General features: G+C 46.5%; 20 protein-coding genes. 5 read left to right on the top strand and 15 right to left on the bottom strand.

What is annotated here, in order from left to right; genetic code table 11:
- The first annotated feature begins 20 nt into the window (after window positions 1–20).
- Entirely contained in the window at window positions 21–455 is a 435-nt protein-coding gene (locus tag A3841_RS19885; protein ID WP_083610310.1) for a transposase, read from the top strand.
- 164 nt (window positions 456–619) lie between these two features.
- Here A3841_RS19885 and A3841_RS11145 read toward each other — a convergent pair whose 3' ends face one another.
- The 5 genes from A3841_RS11145 to A3841_RS11125 form a co-directional block, all read right to left on the bottom strand.
- Window positions 620–1429 carry a hypothetical protein gene (locus A3841_RS11145; RefSeq protein WP_139307938.1) on the bottom strand — a complete coding sequence of 270 codons (810 nt, stop codon included), beginning with the start codon at window positions 1427–1429 and terminating at the stop codon, window positions 620–622.
- Between the two features lie 374 nt (window positions 1430–1803).
- Window positions 1804–2097, bottom strand: a complete 294-nt coding sequence (locus A3841_RS20600) for a hypothetical protein (protein WP_235861368.1) — start codon at window positions 2095–2097, stop codon at window positions 1804–1806.
- A 270-nt stretch (window positions 2098–2367) separates the two neighbouring features.
- A complete protein-coding gene (locus A3841_RS20520; RefSeq protein WP_073852369.1) occupies window positions 2368–2664 on the bottom strand; it encodes a hypothetical protein in 297 nt (98 codons plus the stop codon).
- 34 nt (window positions 2665–2698) lie between these two features.
- Window positions 2699–2956, bottom strand: a complete 258-nt coding sequence (locus A3841_RS11130) for a DNA/RNA non-specific endonuclease (RefSeq protein WP_073852368.1) — start codon at window positions 2954–2956, stop codon at window positions 2699–2701.
- A 65-nt stretch (window positions 2957–3021) separates the two neighbouring features.
- Window positions 3022–3231, bottom strand: coding sequence for a heavy-metal-associated domain-containing protein (locus A3841_RS11125; RefSeq protein WP_073852367.1), 210 nt, complete (start codon window positions 3229–3231; stop codon window positions 3022–3024).
- A gap of 873 nt (window positions 3232–4104) precedes the next feature.
- On the opposite strand from A3841_RS11125, the gene A3841_RS11120 reads away from it, so the two are divergent.
- The 4 genes from A3841_RS11120 to A3841_RS11105 all read left to right on the top strand — a co-directional run bounded on the left by A3841_RS11120 (window position 4105) and on the right by A3841_RS11105 (window position 9191).
- Window positions 4105–4665 carry a helix-turn-helix domain-containing protein gene (locus tag A3841_RS11120; protein ID WP_073852366.1) on the top strand — a complete coding sequence of 187 codons (561 nt, stop codon included), beginning with the start codon at window positions 4105–4107 and terminating at the stop codon, window positions 4663–4665.
- A 408-nt stretch (window positions 4666–5073) separates the two neighbouring features.
- Window positions 5074–5625 (top strand): hypothetical protein, encoded by a 552-nt coding sequence (locus tag A3841_RS11115; protein ID WP_073852365.1) that lies wholly within the window; start codon window positions 5074–5076, stop codon window positions 5623–5625.
- A gap of 159 nt (window positions 5626–5784) precedes the next feature.
- Window positions 5785–7170, top strand: coding sequence for an ice-binding family protein (locus tag A3841_RS11110; protein ID WP_170866175.1), 1386 nt, complete (start codon window positions 5785–5787; stop codon window positions 7168–7170).
- Between the two features lie 11 nt (window positions 7171–7181).
- Window positions 7182–9191 carry an outer membrane beta-barrel protein gene (locus A3841_RS11105; protein WP_073852364.1) on the top strand — a complete coding sequence of 670 codons (2010 nt, stop codon included), beginning with the start codon at window positions 7182–7184 and terminating at the stop codon, window positions 9189–9191.
- Window positions 9192–9570: 379 nt separating this feature from the next.
- Here A3841_RS11105 and A3841_RS11100 read toward each other — a convergent pair whose 3' ends face one another.
- From A3841_RS11100 to A3841_RS11060, 10 genes are all read right to left on the bottom strand, one after another.
- Complete coding sequence (locus A3841_RS11100) at window positions 9571–10548, bottom strand: ring-cleaving dioxygenase (RefSeq protein ID WP_073852363.1); 978 nt, start codon at window positions 10546–10548, stop codon at window positions 9571–9573.
- Between the two features lie 291 nt (window positions 10549–10839).
- Window positions 10840–11052: a GNAT family N-acetyltransferase gene (locus A3841_RS11095; RefSeq protein ID WP_235861367.1), complete on the bottom strand. Its 213-nt coding sequence runs from the start codon at window positions 11050–11052 to the stop codon at window positions 10840–10842.
- Between the two features lie 29 nt (window positions 11053–11081).
- Window positions 11082–11576, bottom strand: a complete 495-nt coding sequence (locus A3841_RS11090) for an alpha/beta hydrolase (protein WP_083610306.1) — start codon at window positions 11574–11576, stop codon at window positions 11082–11084.
- Between the two features lie 19 nt (window positions 11577–11595).
- A complete protein-coding gene (locus tag A3841_RS11085; RefSeq protein WP_073852362.1) occupies window positions 11596–11985 on the bottom strand; it encodes a cupin domain-containing protein in 390 nt (129 codons plus the stop codon).
- Window positions 11986–12036: 51 nt separating this feature from the next.
- A complete protein-coding gene (locus tag A3841_RS11080; protein WP_317042482.1) occupies window positions 12037–12741 on the bottom strand; it encodes a ring-cleaving dioxygenase in 705 nt (234 codons plus the stop codon).
- 123 nt (window positions 12742–12864) lie between these two features.
- Window positions 12865–12972 carry a VOC family protein gene (locus A3841_RS20785; RefSeq protein WP_317042481.1) on the bottom strand — a complete coding sequence of 36 codons (108 nt, stop codon included), beginning with the start codon at window positions 12970–12972 and terminating at the stop codon, window positions 12865–12867.
- Window positions 12973–13447: 475 nt separating this feature from the next.
- Window positions 13448–14125, bottom strand: coding sequence for a ribose-5-phosphate isomerase RpiA (gene rpiA / locus A3841_RS11075; RefSeq protein ID WP_073852361.1), 678 nt, complete (start codon window positions 14123–14125; stop codon window positions 13448–13450).
- Window positions 14126–14236: 111 nt separating this feature from the next.
- On the bottom strand, window positions 14237–15154 hold the full coding sequence (locus tag A3841_RS11070) for a DUF5996 family protein (RefSeq protein WP_073852360.1): 918 nt from the start codon (window positions 15152–15154) through the stop codon (window positions 14237–14239).
- Window positions 15155–15418: 264 nt separating this feature from the next.
- On the bottom strand, window positions 15419–16183 hold the full coding sequence (locus tag A3841_RS11065; RefSeq protein WP_073852359.1) for an SDR family NAD(P)-dependent oxidoreductase: 765 nt from the start codon (window positions 16181–16183) through the stop codon (window positions 15419–15421).
- A 105-nt stretch (window positions 16184–16288) separates the two neighbouring features.
- On the bottom strand, window positions 16289–17323 hold the full coding sequence (locus A3841_RS11060) for an ABC transporter substrate-binding protein (RefSeq protein ID WP_073852358.1): 1035 nt from the start codon (window positions 17321–17323) through the stop codon (window positions 16289–16291).
- Window positions 17324–17352 lie beyond the last annotated feature (29 nt).

The raw sequence follows: 17352 nt of genomic DNA, 5'->3' as shown, positions 1-17352 counted from the left end.
AACTGCTCTCTATAGACCCTGTGTCTGCCAAAATACTCGAGCAGGTCAACAGGAAAGCCATCAAGGGGCTGGAGAAAAGCATGGAGCAGGTGGAGGAGAAGATGCAGGAGTTCATCGCAAAGGACGGTGAGCTGAAGCGAAAATACGACCTGCTGACCTCGGTGAAAGGCGTGGGCAAAGTGCTGGCCATCTCGCTGTTGGTCTACACCCAAGGCTTCTCCAGAATGGACGACGGGCGCAAGCTGGCCTGCTACTGCGGGGTGGCCCCCTACGAGTACCGCAGCGGCACGAGCGTGATGGGTCGCACGGGCGTCTCGAAATTTGCCAACAAGGAGTTGAAGCAGGTGCTGCACATGGCGGCCCTGAACAGCGTCCGCTTCAACGCTGAGTTCAGGCTCTACTTCGAGCGCAAGGTTGGGGAAGAGCAAGATGAGCGTCATCAATGCCATGCGTAACAAGCTCCTGCACCAGACCGTGGCAGTCATAAAGAGAGGAACTCCCTATGAGGTGAGATTGAACATTATTTAGGGCAAAACCCTTGCTTTCATCATAGCGGTACTCGTACATGAGGTGAGCAAGGCGTAGCCGCAGCTTTGCTCATGTGCTTTGTTAGGCTTAGTTATTTTTTTACAAATATTAGCTCACCGCCAAAACAACTGTTTTCGCTACTCTTTACTCCCTTGTTAAAGAGAATGTGTGCGAGCATAGTCATTTCTCTGTCATTGCTGTAACTGAAATTACCTGCCTCTACTCTTCGCTCAAATGCTTTCAGTTCGTCCTCTGAATAGTCATCAAAGCCAATGTTGCCCAATGCCTCTGCCTTTGAAAGTTCAAATTTTCTGTTCTTCGAGTTGAGCAGGATTTCATTCGCCTTTGCCTCACCTTCTTCAGAGTAGTCAATATCATATTCCTGATGAATAGCACCACTAAGGAAGTTTCCCTTTGTGCAGATTTCCTTTGTTTCGCCTGTGCTTTTATTCTGCACCTTGATTACTACAAAGTCTTGGATAGTAGATTCATTAAGTACAGCGCTTTTATAAATCTCTAACTTCTTGGCTTTAAGGCTTTCATCCTCTATGAGGTGCAACCTGTTGTCTGTTGTATAGATTATATCTTCAAAGTCGTGGCTGGTACGAGGGTCCCCGCCGCGGCTGTGATAAGCAGAGAATTTGGTGGCAAGGAAATACGCCACAGGTAGTATCCGAATTTTCAGGTTTGGTTTCAAGGCAATAAAACTCGACTGGTCCAGCCCTGGCTTGTACCACGGGTTGGAGAAGCCAAGAATTTGTGCATCGTCAGGCATGACATCTATTGTGATACCTTCAAAGGTAAAGCGGCAAATCACAGGACTTGTAGGGTCTGGGTAAAACCCAAGCTCCTGAAGGCGTTCTTGCAGCTTGTGCCAAGCCCCATAGCCTGCAAGTGACACGCTTAGATCAATGTCACTGGTGGGACTCACGGCATCAGCCGCGGATCATCTGCATATAAGCTCAGGGTGGCTCCTCCCACAAACACCATATCCTGCCGCAGCTCCTGCAGGCCTACAGCGACCTTTATAATGACTTCTCTGTTAATCTGGTTACCATCCATATAAAACTCTTCTTTCTAATTCAACTGCTGCCAACTCCCGTTCTCTCACCCTGCCTACGCGCAGTGCGTCAACTAACGCGAGCATCTCATACAGCTTTGGGTTCTGCAGTGTTGCCTCCACCACAGTAGGATAAAGCGGCTCCACGCTCTGGCCTCTCACCTCGCCTTTCGAATAAGGCCAGACCAGCTTATCGCCGCTCATGATCATTTCACTCAGCGGTGGCGCGCTGTAAGCGGTCGGAACACCCCGCACAACGGCCCTAGGGTCTGGGGAAACACGTAACGCAGCCCATACTTCAGGAACTCCATCAAGGCATTCCGCATCACGTTCTTCCTGGCATCATCTATCAGTCCGGCCATACAAGATCGTTGGAGCGACTCTGAAACCTCCGAGCCGCTAATATTCAATCCGCGCGAGATGTCCTTCATCGTCCACCCCTCTTCCCTGGTGATGATGTCCAGCGGTATCACGATATCCTGAGGACGCATCCCGTTATGCTTCTTCATACTGTATAGTGTCTCTTATAATTTGCAGTTCGCGATTCGCGAACTGCAAATTAATAAAGTAACATCAACAAAAATAGCATCATAAGCCTTTATACTTCGGACAAAAGAAGCGATGGCATTAAACTAGCAAAGCAAGGCAGACAAGGCATGAGAGATCTATAGGGAAGCCTTGCCTTGTTAGCTCGCGTAACTAAGTGAGCAGCACACGACCCCCGCTTGTCCTACTCGTGTCAATCTGCGATCTATACGGCCCGCCGATGATACCACTCTTCAACTATACTTAGGTTTAGTCTCAAGCTTTAAACCAATAAGATCTTTCGCATCAAAAATCTTGCAGTAGGATTTCATGCTTCCGATGTTGATTCTTAGAGGCTTATTCTTTTCGTTGTCAACATAAAACCTGAACTCCTTCTGGTAGTCGAAAGCTTTTGGTTTATGGAACGGTTTCATATTTTCATAATGTACCTGCTCGTCATAGTATTTTACAAAGCCATGATCGAAGCTGTAGCCTAACTTTTTCAGTTCAGTTTCTACCCGTTCTATAAAAACACCTGGTTGCTTGATCATCAGGCACAATGAACCGAACTCAGAGTTTCACGGATCAAATTTGAAGTCCTGGGGATTGGTTGCGGTAGCTGGAGGCCGAGACGCGGTACCAGCCTTCCGGTAGCGCGGGATCGGCGCGGAAGTCGTTCTGGCGATCGGCCGTACCGAGCCATTCCCGGCTTATATGCCAGCTCACCCAGTTGGGTATCCCTCGCCCGCGGCTGTAAGAGAGGGCGTATTGAGGCTTCGTGATCAGGTAATTATCGGGACTGCCGACATCCGCTGTGGCCCCGCTGGGGCTTCCCAGTAGCAATTGCTGCTCCTCCAGGGTCAGTGACTGCTGTGGCTCGACCTCCGAGCCCTTGCAGCCTGATAGGACTATGAATAGCAGAAGAAGGTATCGGCAAAAGTGTTTTGACTGATAACGTCTGCTTCGCTTAGGCTTTCAGTGGTTACAGACAGCACTTTATTGGGGTTCTGCGTATCTACTTTCCAGTTGCTTTCACCGATAGCTTCATTCAAGGTAGGTGTTACGTTAGCAATGCATGAACCGCACATAATATTTGTCTTTAATTCTATCGTCTTCATAACTAGTTGTTTGTTTGATTTTATAATGCAAAGTTAGCCTGTATAGTCGCTCAGGCTGTTACACATTTATGGATAAGAGTTACACTTAATTGGCGGTTACAGTTTCAGCCACTTTAGGCGCAGGCTCTTGCTGACTACGTTGATGCTACTCAGAGCCATGGCTGCCAGCGGAATGCAAATAATATTGAAGTTAGATGCCTAGAACAAGTTCTGCTTAATGGTTGCAATAGCCTTTCTAGGCAGTTATATAGTTTTGAGTAATCGGACAGGTCAGAAGAGATAAAGGTCATCCTGGCCATGCTCCAAATGATGTTGCTTATAACCTTTAGGTCTTGTTTCTGCTTCTGACTCTGCAGATATATTATACATCTTAACTTTTGTGATAGCTACATAACAACAGTTATGTTCAGCAGTGTAGGATGATTATGGCTGTCGGTCGCTCCTGCTTCAGATACTCTTCTAAAGCATCAAAACCCCTGTGGGAAAGGTTTGATAATTCGATCCTTCGGACTACACAATACCCCATAGAACCCACTTATTTAGATAAATAATTGGGTTTTTATTTCGGAGTAACAGAAATCAGCGTCATGGCTTTTACTCTAATGATTTATCGCCCTAGCCCTTATTTCCGTCTTAGTGTTAGGTCAAATATATATCCAACAGATTTACAAGAATGATTTACCGACTAGTTATAAAGTCCTGTTTTGATTAATTCCTGATTGAAAACCTAAATAGTATCTATATTATAAATATAGTCCGATACTGAGAAAGTACTCCGTATATTTACGGTAAGCACAGTTTCAAAAAATTCATCCACTTTATAAAAAACTCACCAAAAGTTCAGGACATGAACTAATAGACATATAAATAGCTATGATACTGTATATCAAATACATGGTGAGCCTGCGTTGCAAAATAATGGTAAAGGAAGAACTGAGCAAGCTGGGCTTACAGTATGTGGTTGTAGATCTCGGCACCGTTGAGATATTGCAAGACATTACACAGGAACAGCGTACGCAACTTAAAACCAACCTGCTCATGTCGGGTCTGGAATTGCTGGATGATAAGAAGAGTATCCTGATCGAGAAGATAAAGAACGTCATCATCGAGATGATCCATTACTCTGATGAATTTCCGAAAGCCAATTATTCAGACTTTATCAGCGAGAAATTAAACCACGACTATACGTACCTGGCCAACATATTCTCTGAAGTTAAGGGCATTACCATTCAGCAATTCATTATCTTCCATAAAATTGAGCGGGTAAAAGAACTGCTTTTATACAAAGAGCTAAACCTGACCGAGATCGCGCATAGGCTCCACTATAGCAGCGTTGCTCATTTATCGAATCAGTTTAAGAAAGTAACCGGTCTCTCCCCTTCGTTTTACAAGCAACTAAAGCAAAAGCGCATGGCCAACCTGGAAAACATGTGATTTATGTAATATACTATTTTTACTGTGTAACATAAGACAGTTTGAATTGCCGCACCTTTGTAACATCAAAAACAGGTGTGCTCCATTAGGCACAGCTTCCGCCAGTAACGGATATTAAATACATCACTCCTTGATTCCAAATCAACCCTTATCAGCATTATCTAAAGCTTCATCAACTGCCTGCACAAAAGATGTGCAGCGCTAATACAGATCTTCTGTTCCCTGGATCAGCTTCCTGATCACAACTACTACCAATAACTTTTACAGCGAATTTATACTGCTTCTCATTTCTATATGAAAGGCGGATACTCTTGTGCTGCAGTTCAAATCCATACCCATTCATTTACAGGCTTTGCTTAAAACGGCATAGTTCAAAATCATCCTTTAATAGAAATTAAAATCAATTATATGAAAAGATTATTTACAATCGCATTAACCATCATATGCATCAGCTTTTTCCCGTTTAATGCTTCTGCACAGGAAAGACATGGCAGCACGCTTAACTTAGGCGTAGGTATTGGCGGCTACGGCGGTTACTACAAATACGCTAACCGCTCATTACCTGTTTTTAATATTAACTATGAATTTGATGTAGCTAAAAGCTTTACTCTTGCTCCCTTTGTGAGCTTCTCCACTTTCTCGAATGACTATAGAAATAACAACACGAACTATATTTACCGCGAAACAGTGATCCCGATCGGTGTAAAAGGCACTTATTACTTCGATGATGTATTAAATGCAAACTCGAAGTGGGATTTCTACCTAGCCGGTTCTTTGGGTTTTGCCGTAGTAAACGCTAGCTGGGATAATAATTATGAAGGAGACAAAGATTATTACAACAGAGGCAACCCTTTATTCTTGGATCTTCACATAGGTACTGAATACCACTTTAATAGTAATGTAGGCGCTTTCCTTGATCTTTCTACAGGTGTATCTACTATTGGCATTGCCATACATTGATCAACTTTAGCCTTAGACTATTATATAGCATCATCACCCCGGTTAAACATCGGATTTCACGCATAGCATTACATCAGTAATACTGCCGTGCATTATATAGATGCACGCACCCGCCAGTAACGGAGAAATAAGAAACACACATTGATTTTAAGAAAACTAGTGACATTCCTTGCCCTGGCATCGGTTGTTGTGATTACCGGATGTAAAGAAGATACATTCGTAGAAGAGTTTGGAGTTTGCCCCGTTGTTTTAAGTACCACTCCTAAAGACGGAGCCACCCTGGTTCCTCTCTCCTCTCATGTTACAGTTACCTTTAATGAGGAAATGAACCCTGAGACCATCACCCAGACATCCTTCACCTTAACAGGACCGGAAAAAGTACCAGGCGAAATCTCCTATGATACAGAAACCAACACCCTGACCTTCGTACCTGAAAACAACCTGAAACTTGCTACTACTTATACAGGTAGAGTTGCTACATCTGTAAAAGATGTGCTAGGTAATGCGCTTCAGACAGATTATGTATGGACCTTTACAACAGTACCTCCATCACTTCCCCGCGTAACTATAACTGACCCGGATAACGAGGCTACCGGTGTTGCTCTTAACAAAGTGATCAGTGCCAGTTTCAGCGAAAAAATGGATCCTGCAACACTTACAGCAACTTCATTTACTTTAAAGAACGGAACAACAACTGTAAATGGAACCGTTAACTATACCAACTATACGGCAACTTTTACACCTGCCAACAACCTGGCTACTAACACAACTTATACTGCAACTATAACGACAGCAGCCAAAAGCAAAAACGGTGTAGCTATAGCCAGCAACTATGAGTGGTCGTTTACCACAGGAGACAATAACCAGCCGAGTACGCCACCAATGGGTGTAGATCTTAAATCTGTGGGCCGCTTCGGCATCTTTGCAGGTGTAGGCATCAGTAACAACGCAGGCTTCAGCGAGATCAGAAATCTTGATGTAGGTATAACACCGGGTGTTCGCTCTTCGGTAACCGGTTTTCCTCCGGCTATAGTTGTGAACGGCGCCATTTACGCCTCAGATGATAGTGCACCGGCAGGCACATCAGCCATGTTGTTACAAGCAAAGCAGGACCTTTTGGAAGCATATCTTTTTGCTGAAGGAGCATCTTCTCCGGCACCAGCTACCGTAGCCGGCGACCAGGGTGGCAAAACGTTAGCACCAGGTATTTACAAATCTACTTCTACATTATTAATACAGGCTGGTGACTTAACACTAGATGCACAAGGCGACCCGAATGCAGTATGGATCTTCCAGATAGCTTCAGACTTTACCACAGTTGGCGGCGCAGGCGGTAACATTATATTGACTGGCGGCGCACAGGCTAAAAACATCTTCTGGCAGACAGGCAGCTCAGCTACTATAGGCGATGGTACTTCCTTTAAAGGAAATATACTTGCTCTTACCTCTATCACCATGAACTCAGGTGCTACAGCAACAGGTAGAATGCTTGCCAGAAATGGCTCGGTTGTAATGACCAATACGAACATCATCACGAAGCCTTAATCAACACGAACATGACAATCAAAAATAATATTACCGGATCGCGCACAGCGTGGTCTGGCTCTAAACTTACGCTCAAAACTATAGTTCTTAGCACCATAATCTTTACAGGCATACAGGCTCCTGTCCAGGCCCAGGAAGCTCCGTTCACGAAACCATCTTGGTGGTTTGGTGCAGCTGCCGGTGCAAACTTTAACTTCTATAACGGTTCTATACACAAGCTTAACTCACAACTTACGCCACCAGTAACCTTCCATGAAGGTAATGGCGTGGGTCTGTTCGCAGCGCCGCTTATAGAGTATCGTCGCCCGGAATCGAGATGGGGATTGATGCTGCAAACGGGTTACGACAGCCGCAGAGGTGAATTTGACCAACAAACCACTGCCTGCGACTGCCCTGCTGACTTAAGCACTAAACTGAGTTACATTACCATAGAGCCTAGTCTGCGCTTTGCCCCTTTCAAAAAATCAGGTTTTTACCTGATGGGTGGCCCGAGACTGGCCTTTAATGTGAAAAAAGAATTTACCTACGAGCAAGGCGTTAACCCGGCTTACCCGGATCAGGAAAAGAACCCTATAGTTAAAGGCGACCTGAGCGATGTGAAAGAAAGACTACTTTCGATGCAGGTGGGTGCCGGTTACGACATTCCGCTCGCTTCGCAGAACAACCGCACACAGGTTATACTTTCTCCGTTTGTAACGTACCAGCCATACTTTGGCCAGTCGCCACGCAGCATCGAGACCATGACCGTAAACACGCTCAGAGTTGGTGCTGCACTTAAATTCGGACGCGGAAAACCAAACGCAACTATAGCTGCCAACGATGTAACGTTCTCGGTTAACTCGCCTACAAACATTGCAACAGACCGCAGAGTAAGAGAGACTTTCCCGCTTCGTAACTATGTATTCTTTAACCAGGGTTCTACTGCCATACCAAACCGTTATGTACTGCTGGAGAAAAACCAGGTAAAAGATTTCAAGGAAGACCAGTTAGAAGTGTTCACACCTAAAACATTATCTGGCCGCTCTGACCGTGAAATGACAGTATACTATAACGTACTGAATATTTTAGGTGACCGCTTAGGCAAAAATCCATCCGCAACTATAACGCTGGTCGGTTCGTCAGAAAATGGTCCGCAGGAAGGCAAAGTAATGGCTGAAGCCGTGAAAAGCTACCTGGTAAATACCTTTGGCATTAATGCTTCGCGCATTGCAATAGAAGGTCGTAACAAACCTAAGTTACCTTCAGAGCAGCCGGGTGGTACCAAAGAACTGGAACTGCTTCGTGAAGGCGACCGTCGTGTATCAATCGAAAGTAATGCACCTGCGTTGTTAATGGAGTTCCAGAGTGGTCCGGAAGCTGCCCTGAAACCGGTAGAAATAACAGCCACACAGGAAGCACCGCTTGATAGTTATGTAACGTTTACAGCAGCCGGTTCTGATAAAGCCTACACTTCGTGGTCGATGGAGCTAACAGATGATAAAGGTGTGGTACAGAAGTACGGACCATATATGCAGGAAACAGTTAGCTTACCCGGAAAATCGATTTTAGCAACCCGACCGAAAGGAACTTACCTGGTAACGATGCTGGGTACGAAAGAAGATGGCACCATAGAGAAGAAAGAAGCAACCGTAAATATGGTGCTCTGGACGCCTGCCAAAGACGAAGAAGGCCAGCGCTATAGTGTTCTCTATGAGTTCAACGACTCTAAAGCGATAACCACTTATGAAAAGTACCTGACCGAAATCGTAACTCCTAAAATACCGAAGGGCGGCAACGTGATCATCCATGGTTATACTGACATTATCGGAGAAGATACCAACAACAGAAACCTATCCTTGGCGCGGGCTAATGATGTAAAAAGAATCATCGAAAACAGCCTGGCTAAAGCCGGCAGAAATGACGTGACCTTTGAAGTTAAACGCTTCGGTGAAGATAAGTCGCTTGCACCATTCAACAACATATACCCCGAAGAGCGTTTTTATAACCGTACGGTTATCATCGACATCATTCCCGGGAAGTAAGATTCCGTTTATTCAACTGTTGAAAAGCTGCCTGATGTATTTCGGGCAGCTTTTTTTAGTGAAATGTATAATTCTATACTAGATGAGTTTGTCTATGAAATATTCTAAAGCTGCTAGATCCCTGCGGATAAAGTTCGATGATTCCATCCTAGAGTCTACACTGTAAAGCTTTAAAATAACAGAAGAGTAACAAAAAATATTTTTATTTTGGTGTTCCTGGTTTAAGGAGGCATAATGTCTCAATTTATTGAGCTATCCGTACGATAGGTTTAATAGAATCCGAAATGACTTTATCAAGTATAATTCGATAAAATCCTGATCAGGGTGCCTCGCATCTAGTCCCTGATTCTCTCCGCAGATAACTGCTAACTTCACTCCTTTATTCTTTGATAAATTCTTTCGTGCTTCTTACCGTGTCAATAGGGCGAACCAGTTTTTCTATTTGTGAACGTTTTGGTTCTAAAAAGGGAGGCAAAGATAATTTCTCACCCAGTGTTTCGTACGGTTCATCGCCCATAAAACCGGGACCATCTGTCGCGAGCTCAAATAAAATCTGAGGTGCCACTCTTGTATACAGGGACTCAAAAAAGTAACGGTTAACATATCCTGATGTAGGTAAGCCGATGTTGCTCATATGCTCTGTCCATTCGTCTAACACAGCCCGGTCAGCAACGCGAAAAGCTGCATGATGTACCGTGCCAAAACCTTGTTGTGCCTGCCGCAGATCAGGGTTATCTTCCACTATAACCGAGGCCCCGTTTCCTCCTTCACCCATTTCAAATAAATGAAAATTGCCTTCCTTCGCAGTCTCTTTAAATAGCAGCACTTTTTCAAGTATTTCCTTAAAAGCATCAAAGTTGGCAATGCGAACAAACACAGGTCCTAGATCCGTAATAGCATGTTCCAGCGGAATAGGGCCTTTTTGCCAGGGTGTTCCGGCTGCCACTCCTTTATTTGTCTCATCGGAAATCAGTTGGTACTGCTGGTCATCAAAATCGACGAACGAAAGTGTCTTTTTACCAAACTGTTCTTTAATCCCGGAGTGTTTCACCTCCAACCGGTCAAACCGCTTTTCCCAATAATCCAGGGCAGCATCGGTTGGCACCCGAAACGATGTTTTCGAGATCTCGTTCGTGCCGTGAACACCTTTCGGAATACCCGGAAAATCAAAGAAGGTCATGTCGGTACCTGCACTCCCTATGTCATCGGCAAAAAACAAGTGATAAGTTTGAATGTCGTCCTGGTTAACTGTTTTCTTGACCAGGCGCATGCCCAGGACATTGGTAAAGAAGTCATAGTTCTTTTCTGCACTACTCGTGATGGCGGTAACGTGGTGTATACCTTTGATTTGATTCATGTTATGCTCCTTTGAGAAGTCTGGTACTCATTTAAACTCTTACGGATGTCCTCTTCCTCCGCACTTCTTGGTTCTTCCAGCCAATAATTTCCAATGCATCCACTATGTCAGCTGTGGCTACCATAGTTATACGTCACAAATAAGGTAATGCAGTATACTGGCTGCCTGGGATGCCTGCAGGATCGTCTGCCCCCTCTCCTACCGAAACCATTTGCTCGCTCATTCTTAGACGAAGTGGCATGTTGCTTACGGCATGGCTTTACTTGTAGTAGATCAGAAGTCTAGCTGCAATTACACGCTTTTCTCTTCCCTGTCTTTCACCAGGCACTGGTATTCCGGGTGCTTTTTGAGGTATGAGCGCATGTAGGGGCACAATGGGATTAGCTGCAGGTTGTTGGCAGCAATGTGCTCCAGCGCATATTTGCTCATCGTGGCAGCTATGCCACGGCCGCCCAATTCTTCCGGTACTTCGGTATGGATGATGGTGATGACACCGGGCTCCAATTTATAGTCTATAAAGGCAGTATACCCGTCTACAGTTGTTTCAAAGCGATGCTGTGAGCGTCCGGATCACCGGAAGTAATAAGCACGGGAGTGCCATCAAAATCGCCTTTATACCTGCTGGTATTGAGCTGCTGCCCGATCAGGCCACCGGTAAAAAGCAGCAGGCCGCCATACTTCCGGGCATTTCGCGTAGCGTATTCTGATGCAAGGCAGGCCCCTTGCGAGAAGCCCGCCAGGTATAGCCCCTCGCTTTTAACGCCTTGGTTCAGGATGCTTTGCACCAGCTCGTCCAGCTGCTCCAGGGCAGGCTGGTTCTGTTCCTCGGGAGCCATAAAACTGTAGGGGTACCAGCTGTTGTTCGTAGCCTGCGGGGCAAAAAGTGTAAAATCCTGCACCGGCAGGTGATCGGCCAACTCCAGTATACTTTGAGCTGTAGCTCCCCGGCCATGCACCAGGATCAGCGCTTTGCCGGTTTCCGAAAGGAGCTTACCTTTTGTTATCACTTTCTTACTATGTGTGTACATGATCGCTTTTCGGTTGATGTTAAGTATAGCGCATTCCCATTAGCCGTTTTCCTTCAGCGTCACGAAAACTTGAGCTGCGGACAGCAGGCTTGAGGTTGCGCGTTTTATGGCCTTTGCCGGTCGTATCTTCCAGCAGCAGGACCTGGCCTGGCTCGAAGCGCCGCTTCTCGCCCAGTGATGTCTCGATCTCAATCCCGCCATCCAGCAGAAAGATGTATTGCCGGGCCGGGGCGGTGTGGAAGTCGTAATCGTAAGCAGGCACTACCTTCCGGAAAATGATGCTTTCCGCCATTTCCGGCTTCGACAAAAAACCGATCTCTCCTGCCGGGTCCAGGGGCCTGGTGACATCCTCAAAGCGGCTGTCACCGTCCTGGTCGGTGTACAGGCGGGTAATGGCAAATGATTCCATACTCAGCTTTATTCATAGACTTAAAATGCCCATTCCAATCTCAGACCGGACTTAATCGAGCTGAGGCAACACAGCTTCCAGCTCGGCTCTGCGCGACTCATACTGCGGCGGCAGCATCAAGTTTGTGCCTAACTGATCCCAGGGCTCGTCGATGCCGAAACCAGGGTTGTCGGTCGCAATCTCGAACAGCACGCCGCCGGGCTCGCGGAAGTAAAGCGAATAGAAATAGTTGCGGTCTTTCTTGTTGGTGATGTTGTAGCCCAGGCCTGCAATCTTGTCATGGAACTGCATCAGCACCTCTTCGTTCTTCACCCGGAAAGCGATGTGGTGGTTGGTGCCCGCACCACCTAAACCCCGCGGTTCGTGGGGCAGCTCTACCAGGTCAATGATGTTGGCTGTTTCCACCGCATCGGTCATGTAGCGGTAGCGGTTGCCGCTTTGCTCCTCAAGCTTATAACCGAAAACATCGGTCAGCACGGCAGCTGTTTCGTCTTTGTGCAACACGGTAAGCGTTACCCCATGGAAACCTTTGAGAGCTACTTTTGCCTTCACTTCATCGGTTTCCCAGCCTTTGCGGCTATCCGCATTCTTTGGTATAACCAGTTCCAGCTTCAGCCCGTCCGGGTCCAGGAAGGTCAGATACTGTTCCCCGAATTTATTAGAGGGCTTGTTGTAGATCACGTAGTGCTTCTCGAAGCGGTCGATCCAGAAGTCGAAGCTTCCCCCAGGAACCGAGTAGGCTATGTTGGTGGCCATGCCCGTACCGGCACTCCCCTTTCGGGCACTTTCGTGCGGGAAGAAGGTAAGTATTGTACCGGCGCTGCCTTTCTCATCGCCGAAGTAGAAGTGGTAAGTGCCCGGGTCATCAAAGTTTACTGTCTACTTGACCAGGCGCAGCCCTAAAACCTTGGTATAGAAATCTAAATTCTGCTTGGCTATGCCGGCAATTGCCGTGATGTGGTGCAGACCTAATATACTGTTTTCCATAATGTTATTGATTTAGCATCCATTTCTACCTGATAAAAGGTATACGGCCAGAGGGAACATCGAATTGAATTTGCGGGCAGATGTAGGAAGCCTGCTTCACCAGCTGCACCTCGGCATGCAGTTTCATTTCGTTGCTCACCACAACAATTGAATTTCACTGTGCATCGGGTCTACTACCCATCTTACATTAGCCATACTTATTTATTTTGATAGCTAAAGATTATGTTTATGGATAGAATTATATTAAAAAAATATAGTTGTATTCAACAGGCAATGTCTCGCTTGTCGTATGTTTTAGTTAACAATACAAATTTACAGCGCCAACCCGGCCGGTGCCATTGACAAAATACGGCTATTGTTGTATATCTTATCGAAAGGGGTAGCCGGCAAGGGTTCCAGGGCCTGCTCGCACGCTGCCCATGTGGCACAATAGAACGGGAGGCAGGAAAAGAGGCTCAAAAGCAACATTATCGGATCATCGTTGTAGCCACCTGTCCTCAACGCGTCCATCCAGGTAGCCAATGATTAGCCGGCTAACCATCGGCTGCAGAAACAGGCCCTGCTCCATCACGCCTGGCAGAAGCGCGAGCTGTTCATAGAGTTTCCCCGGACTTGCGATGATACCAAAGCTACAATCAGCAACTAAGTTGGCGTTATCGGTGACAAAACGCTCCCCGCCTTGATGCCGGATGCTGGCCTGGCACCCCAGGCGCTGTAACTGCCTTAACGTTAGAGCAGCTGCGAAAGGGGCAATCTCCACAGGTAAAGGAAACTTGCCCAAAGTGTCGACCAACTTCGCCTCATCCACTACAACGATGAACTGCCGGCTGTTGTAGGCGAGTATCTTTTCCCTGAGCAGTGCCCCACTACCTCCTTTTATGAGGTTCGCTTCCGGATCCACCTCATCTGCGCCGTCAATGGTGACATCGATCCTGGATAAGGCTGAAAAGTCAGTAATTGCTATGCCTGCTTCCAATGCCAGCTGTTCAGAGGCAACAGAGCTCGCCACAGCCTTTATTCGTAGACCTGCTTTAACCCCCTCACCCAATGCCCTGATCGCCCAGTTTGCGGTGGAACCGGTACCAAGACCTACCACCATTCCGTCCGTAACGTAGCTTACTGCCCTTTCGGCAGCTGCTCTTTTAGCTTCCATCAAATGCAGGGTTTATCCCGTGTTCCGTGGGTAAATGAGTACTCCTTAACAGGGGGAGCTTTTCTATTGATCTTTATCCATCTGCTCGTAAGCGTTAGGATCAGTCTTTCTTCAGTTGCCAAAGTTTGCCTGTTCCAGCGCTTTTCTGTCCCACCGGGCAAGGTCAGCTGCCGCTTCGTAAGTGCTGCGCAGGAAGTCCATCAGCATTGATTCCGGATCATCAGCCGTCTGCACTGCATCGTAAGGTAGAATGAACTCCCTGAGTTCCGGGTGATAGTAGGCCTGATCAGGTTTTATGCGGGCCTCCTTATATCCTTCCGGTTCCGGATAAATGTAACTGTAAAACGCCGCAGCTGGAAACGCCTCGCTTCCCGGCCAGAAGCCACAGCTGCAAACCTCTTTGGAATAAGCCTCCTGCACTACCCAATCGGGCAGGTTGAGCACGCCCCCGGGGTGCCTGGGCGCATCACGACCAGAGAAACGCGACACTGCCAGATCGAAACTGCCCCAGAAGAAATGAACGGGGCTGCACTTGCCTCTGAACCCGGCCCGGAACCGGGTAAACACATCGTGTGCCCGAAGGATGGCCTGGTGCAAAGCGGCTGCATGTTCCGGGTTGTAGGTAGCATGCATTTCATCTTTGTAAAAGGGGATAGGGTCTTCCACTTCATTCGGGACACGGTAAATGTCTGCCCGAATACCTACTCCTTGAAGGGCATCCAGAATCTGCTTAAAGCACCCTGCTACCGAAAGCTCTTTCAAGTCAATGCTGCGCATTTCACCAGCACTGGTCTTTAGCTGCAGTTGATGGCCTATAAAATCGAAGTCAAGCTGGAAATGCTTTTCCTCATCCACCATAAGCGGGGTTGTGAGGCCGCTCGGAGTGACATAGAGCGTGACGTGCCAGGAATGATTGATCCACGGTGTTTTTACCAGTCTGATCTTCCCTACGATCTGAGTCCACAGGTGTATCGTTTCATAGGTCTTTTGAGCATCCTTGAAGGAGAGCATAGGCCATTTTGTTTTCATATGCAACTATTATCAAACAGCTATTCATTCCAGCAACGTGATGACATCGCTGGGCTTGCTTAAAAGGCGATGCGGCGGGCTGGCGTTCGCTATTTTTTAAAGCCTTTCCCGCTGCTCCGTAGTCCCGTTTCCCCGAAAAAGACATGCCGTAAAACATGCTATTGCCAGAGGCTGTATCGGTGCTTTTCACCAGGTTTACCCTTGCTTTAATTTGTCTTATCTTCCACCATCTCCGCGCTATGTATATCCGTAAGGAGTTCCAAATTATAATAACTCAAAACCGCCGCCTACATGAAGTACAGTGCCATGAACATAGCTGGCAGCGTCAGAACTTAAGAAAAGGGATCCTTGTGCCACTTCACGTGGCTCTCCGAGTCGGCCTAGGCGACTCATCGTTGGAATAATGTCTTCTTCAGTGAGACCAAGACCCTCCATCGCAGCTGAAAGCATAAGAGTACGAATGGCTCCCGGAGCTACAGAATTAATTCGTATGCCTTGTGGTCCGTATTCATATGCAGCAGCTTTGGTAAGTCCTTCAACACCATGTTTAAATGCCTGGTATGCAGGATTACCTGTGGTTGGTTTGAAGGCGTTGATGGACGATATATTTACGATTGAACCTCCGTTGCCTTGTGCCACAAATTGGCGCAGTTCATATTTTATACACAATGCAGTTCCTTTCAGGTCTACGGCTTGCAGCTTGTCCCAATATTCCTCATCAAGGTCCTGGAACGAATTGTTGTCTGGTTTTAGCGCAGCATTGTTAACAGCGCAGTCAAGACGGCCATAGGTATCTACTGCAAACCTCACCATAGCTTCAACCTGTGTAGCATCAGAAATATCTACTTTAACAAATGCTGCAGTACCGCCCTTTGCTTGGATACTTTCGACAACTTCATTTCCGGCTTCGGCATTGAAATCTGCCACTACAACCTTTGCCCCTGCTTCTGCGAACAATTCCGCTGTTGCACGGCCCATGCCCATGGCAGCCCCGGTAATGATGGCTACTTTATTTTCTAAACTATTCATGTAGTTCTATTTTGATTGTTTTCTCAATATTTAAATTTTCTTAACTATACCTTTAACATAAGTTGTGAAAAAGCATGTCTCCTTCTTGTTAGCAACTTGGCTATGTTACAGGGTATTGTAATAGACTCGCAATAAACTTGGATCCTTCAAAGGTGATTCTCCTTTTACCTCGCCGAATATATCCGTGAACAACGACCGCAACTCGTGGATGCGCTTTCTGTCTCTCATCCATACTATAAAATCAAGCGGATCGGTGTTTTTATAGGTTTCAAGAGGCTGCAGGCCTCCCAGTTCTGTCACATCGGTGCGGGTAGACCAGGTTCCCCTGGAAGATTGAAACTCGTGGCTTGCCAGGTAGGCTAAAAATAACCGGGCACAAGCCTTGTTTTGTGTCAGCTTAAACATAGCGGCTCTTTGGGCCCAAGTGATGAAAAACTCATCTTCCGGGATGAACGATTGTGAAGGTTGATCCGGATAAGTGGGATAGCCTACGATATTTCCCAAAAATCCTTTCTGACCGACCAAGGCGGCAGGTGCGGCAGTACCTCGTACAAAAACCGGATTAAGTGATTTTAATTCGTGTAGAAATTCGATCCCGTATTTCTGGATGATGTGATCAAAGACATAGAGCACGGCATCGTCATCGTGAGGCGGCGTCATAACTAACTTGTCTTTGAAGACCGGATTTAAGAAGTCTCTGTAGTTTTTGGGCGTAAAACCAACTCCTTCTTTGGCATACTGCGGTAAAAAGGCAAAGATAAACGCACCGATATAATGCCCGTCCGGGTCCGAATAACTCTTCCTGATGTGCTTAAGACCTGCTGGCTTGAATGGTTCCAACACATCCATTTGCTTCCAGTTTTCAAAATCGTTCAGCGTTTGCAGCATCGTTACATCCGCCTCCAAAAAGCCATCGTTCAGTTGTTGGTAGATTTTTAAATCGTGGTATTTGGATAAATCAACTACGATTTCAATATCAATCCCCGGAAAGCGCTTTTTGAACTGCTGGTATAATTGGTCTTGCTGATTGGGAGCATCGCCCCCTGCCCAGACCATAAATCTTTTCCTGCTGTTCTTTTGCTCTTCCCTGGCCAAAGCATAAAGCGAATCCAACTCCGCTGTCTCATTCCGGTAATTCATGATATTCTATTTTTCAAGTTATACTTCAC

This window comes from Pontibacter flavimaris, from assembly GCF_001907195.1.
Classification (GTDB): Bacteria; Bacteroidota; Bacteroidia; order Cytophagales; family Hymenobacteraceae; genus Pontibacter; species Pontibacter flavimaris.
Note: the sequence above shows the minus strand (reverse complement) of the source record. Positions and strands in the feature narration are given on the sequence as shown.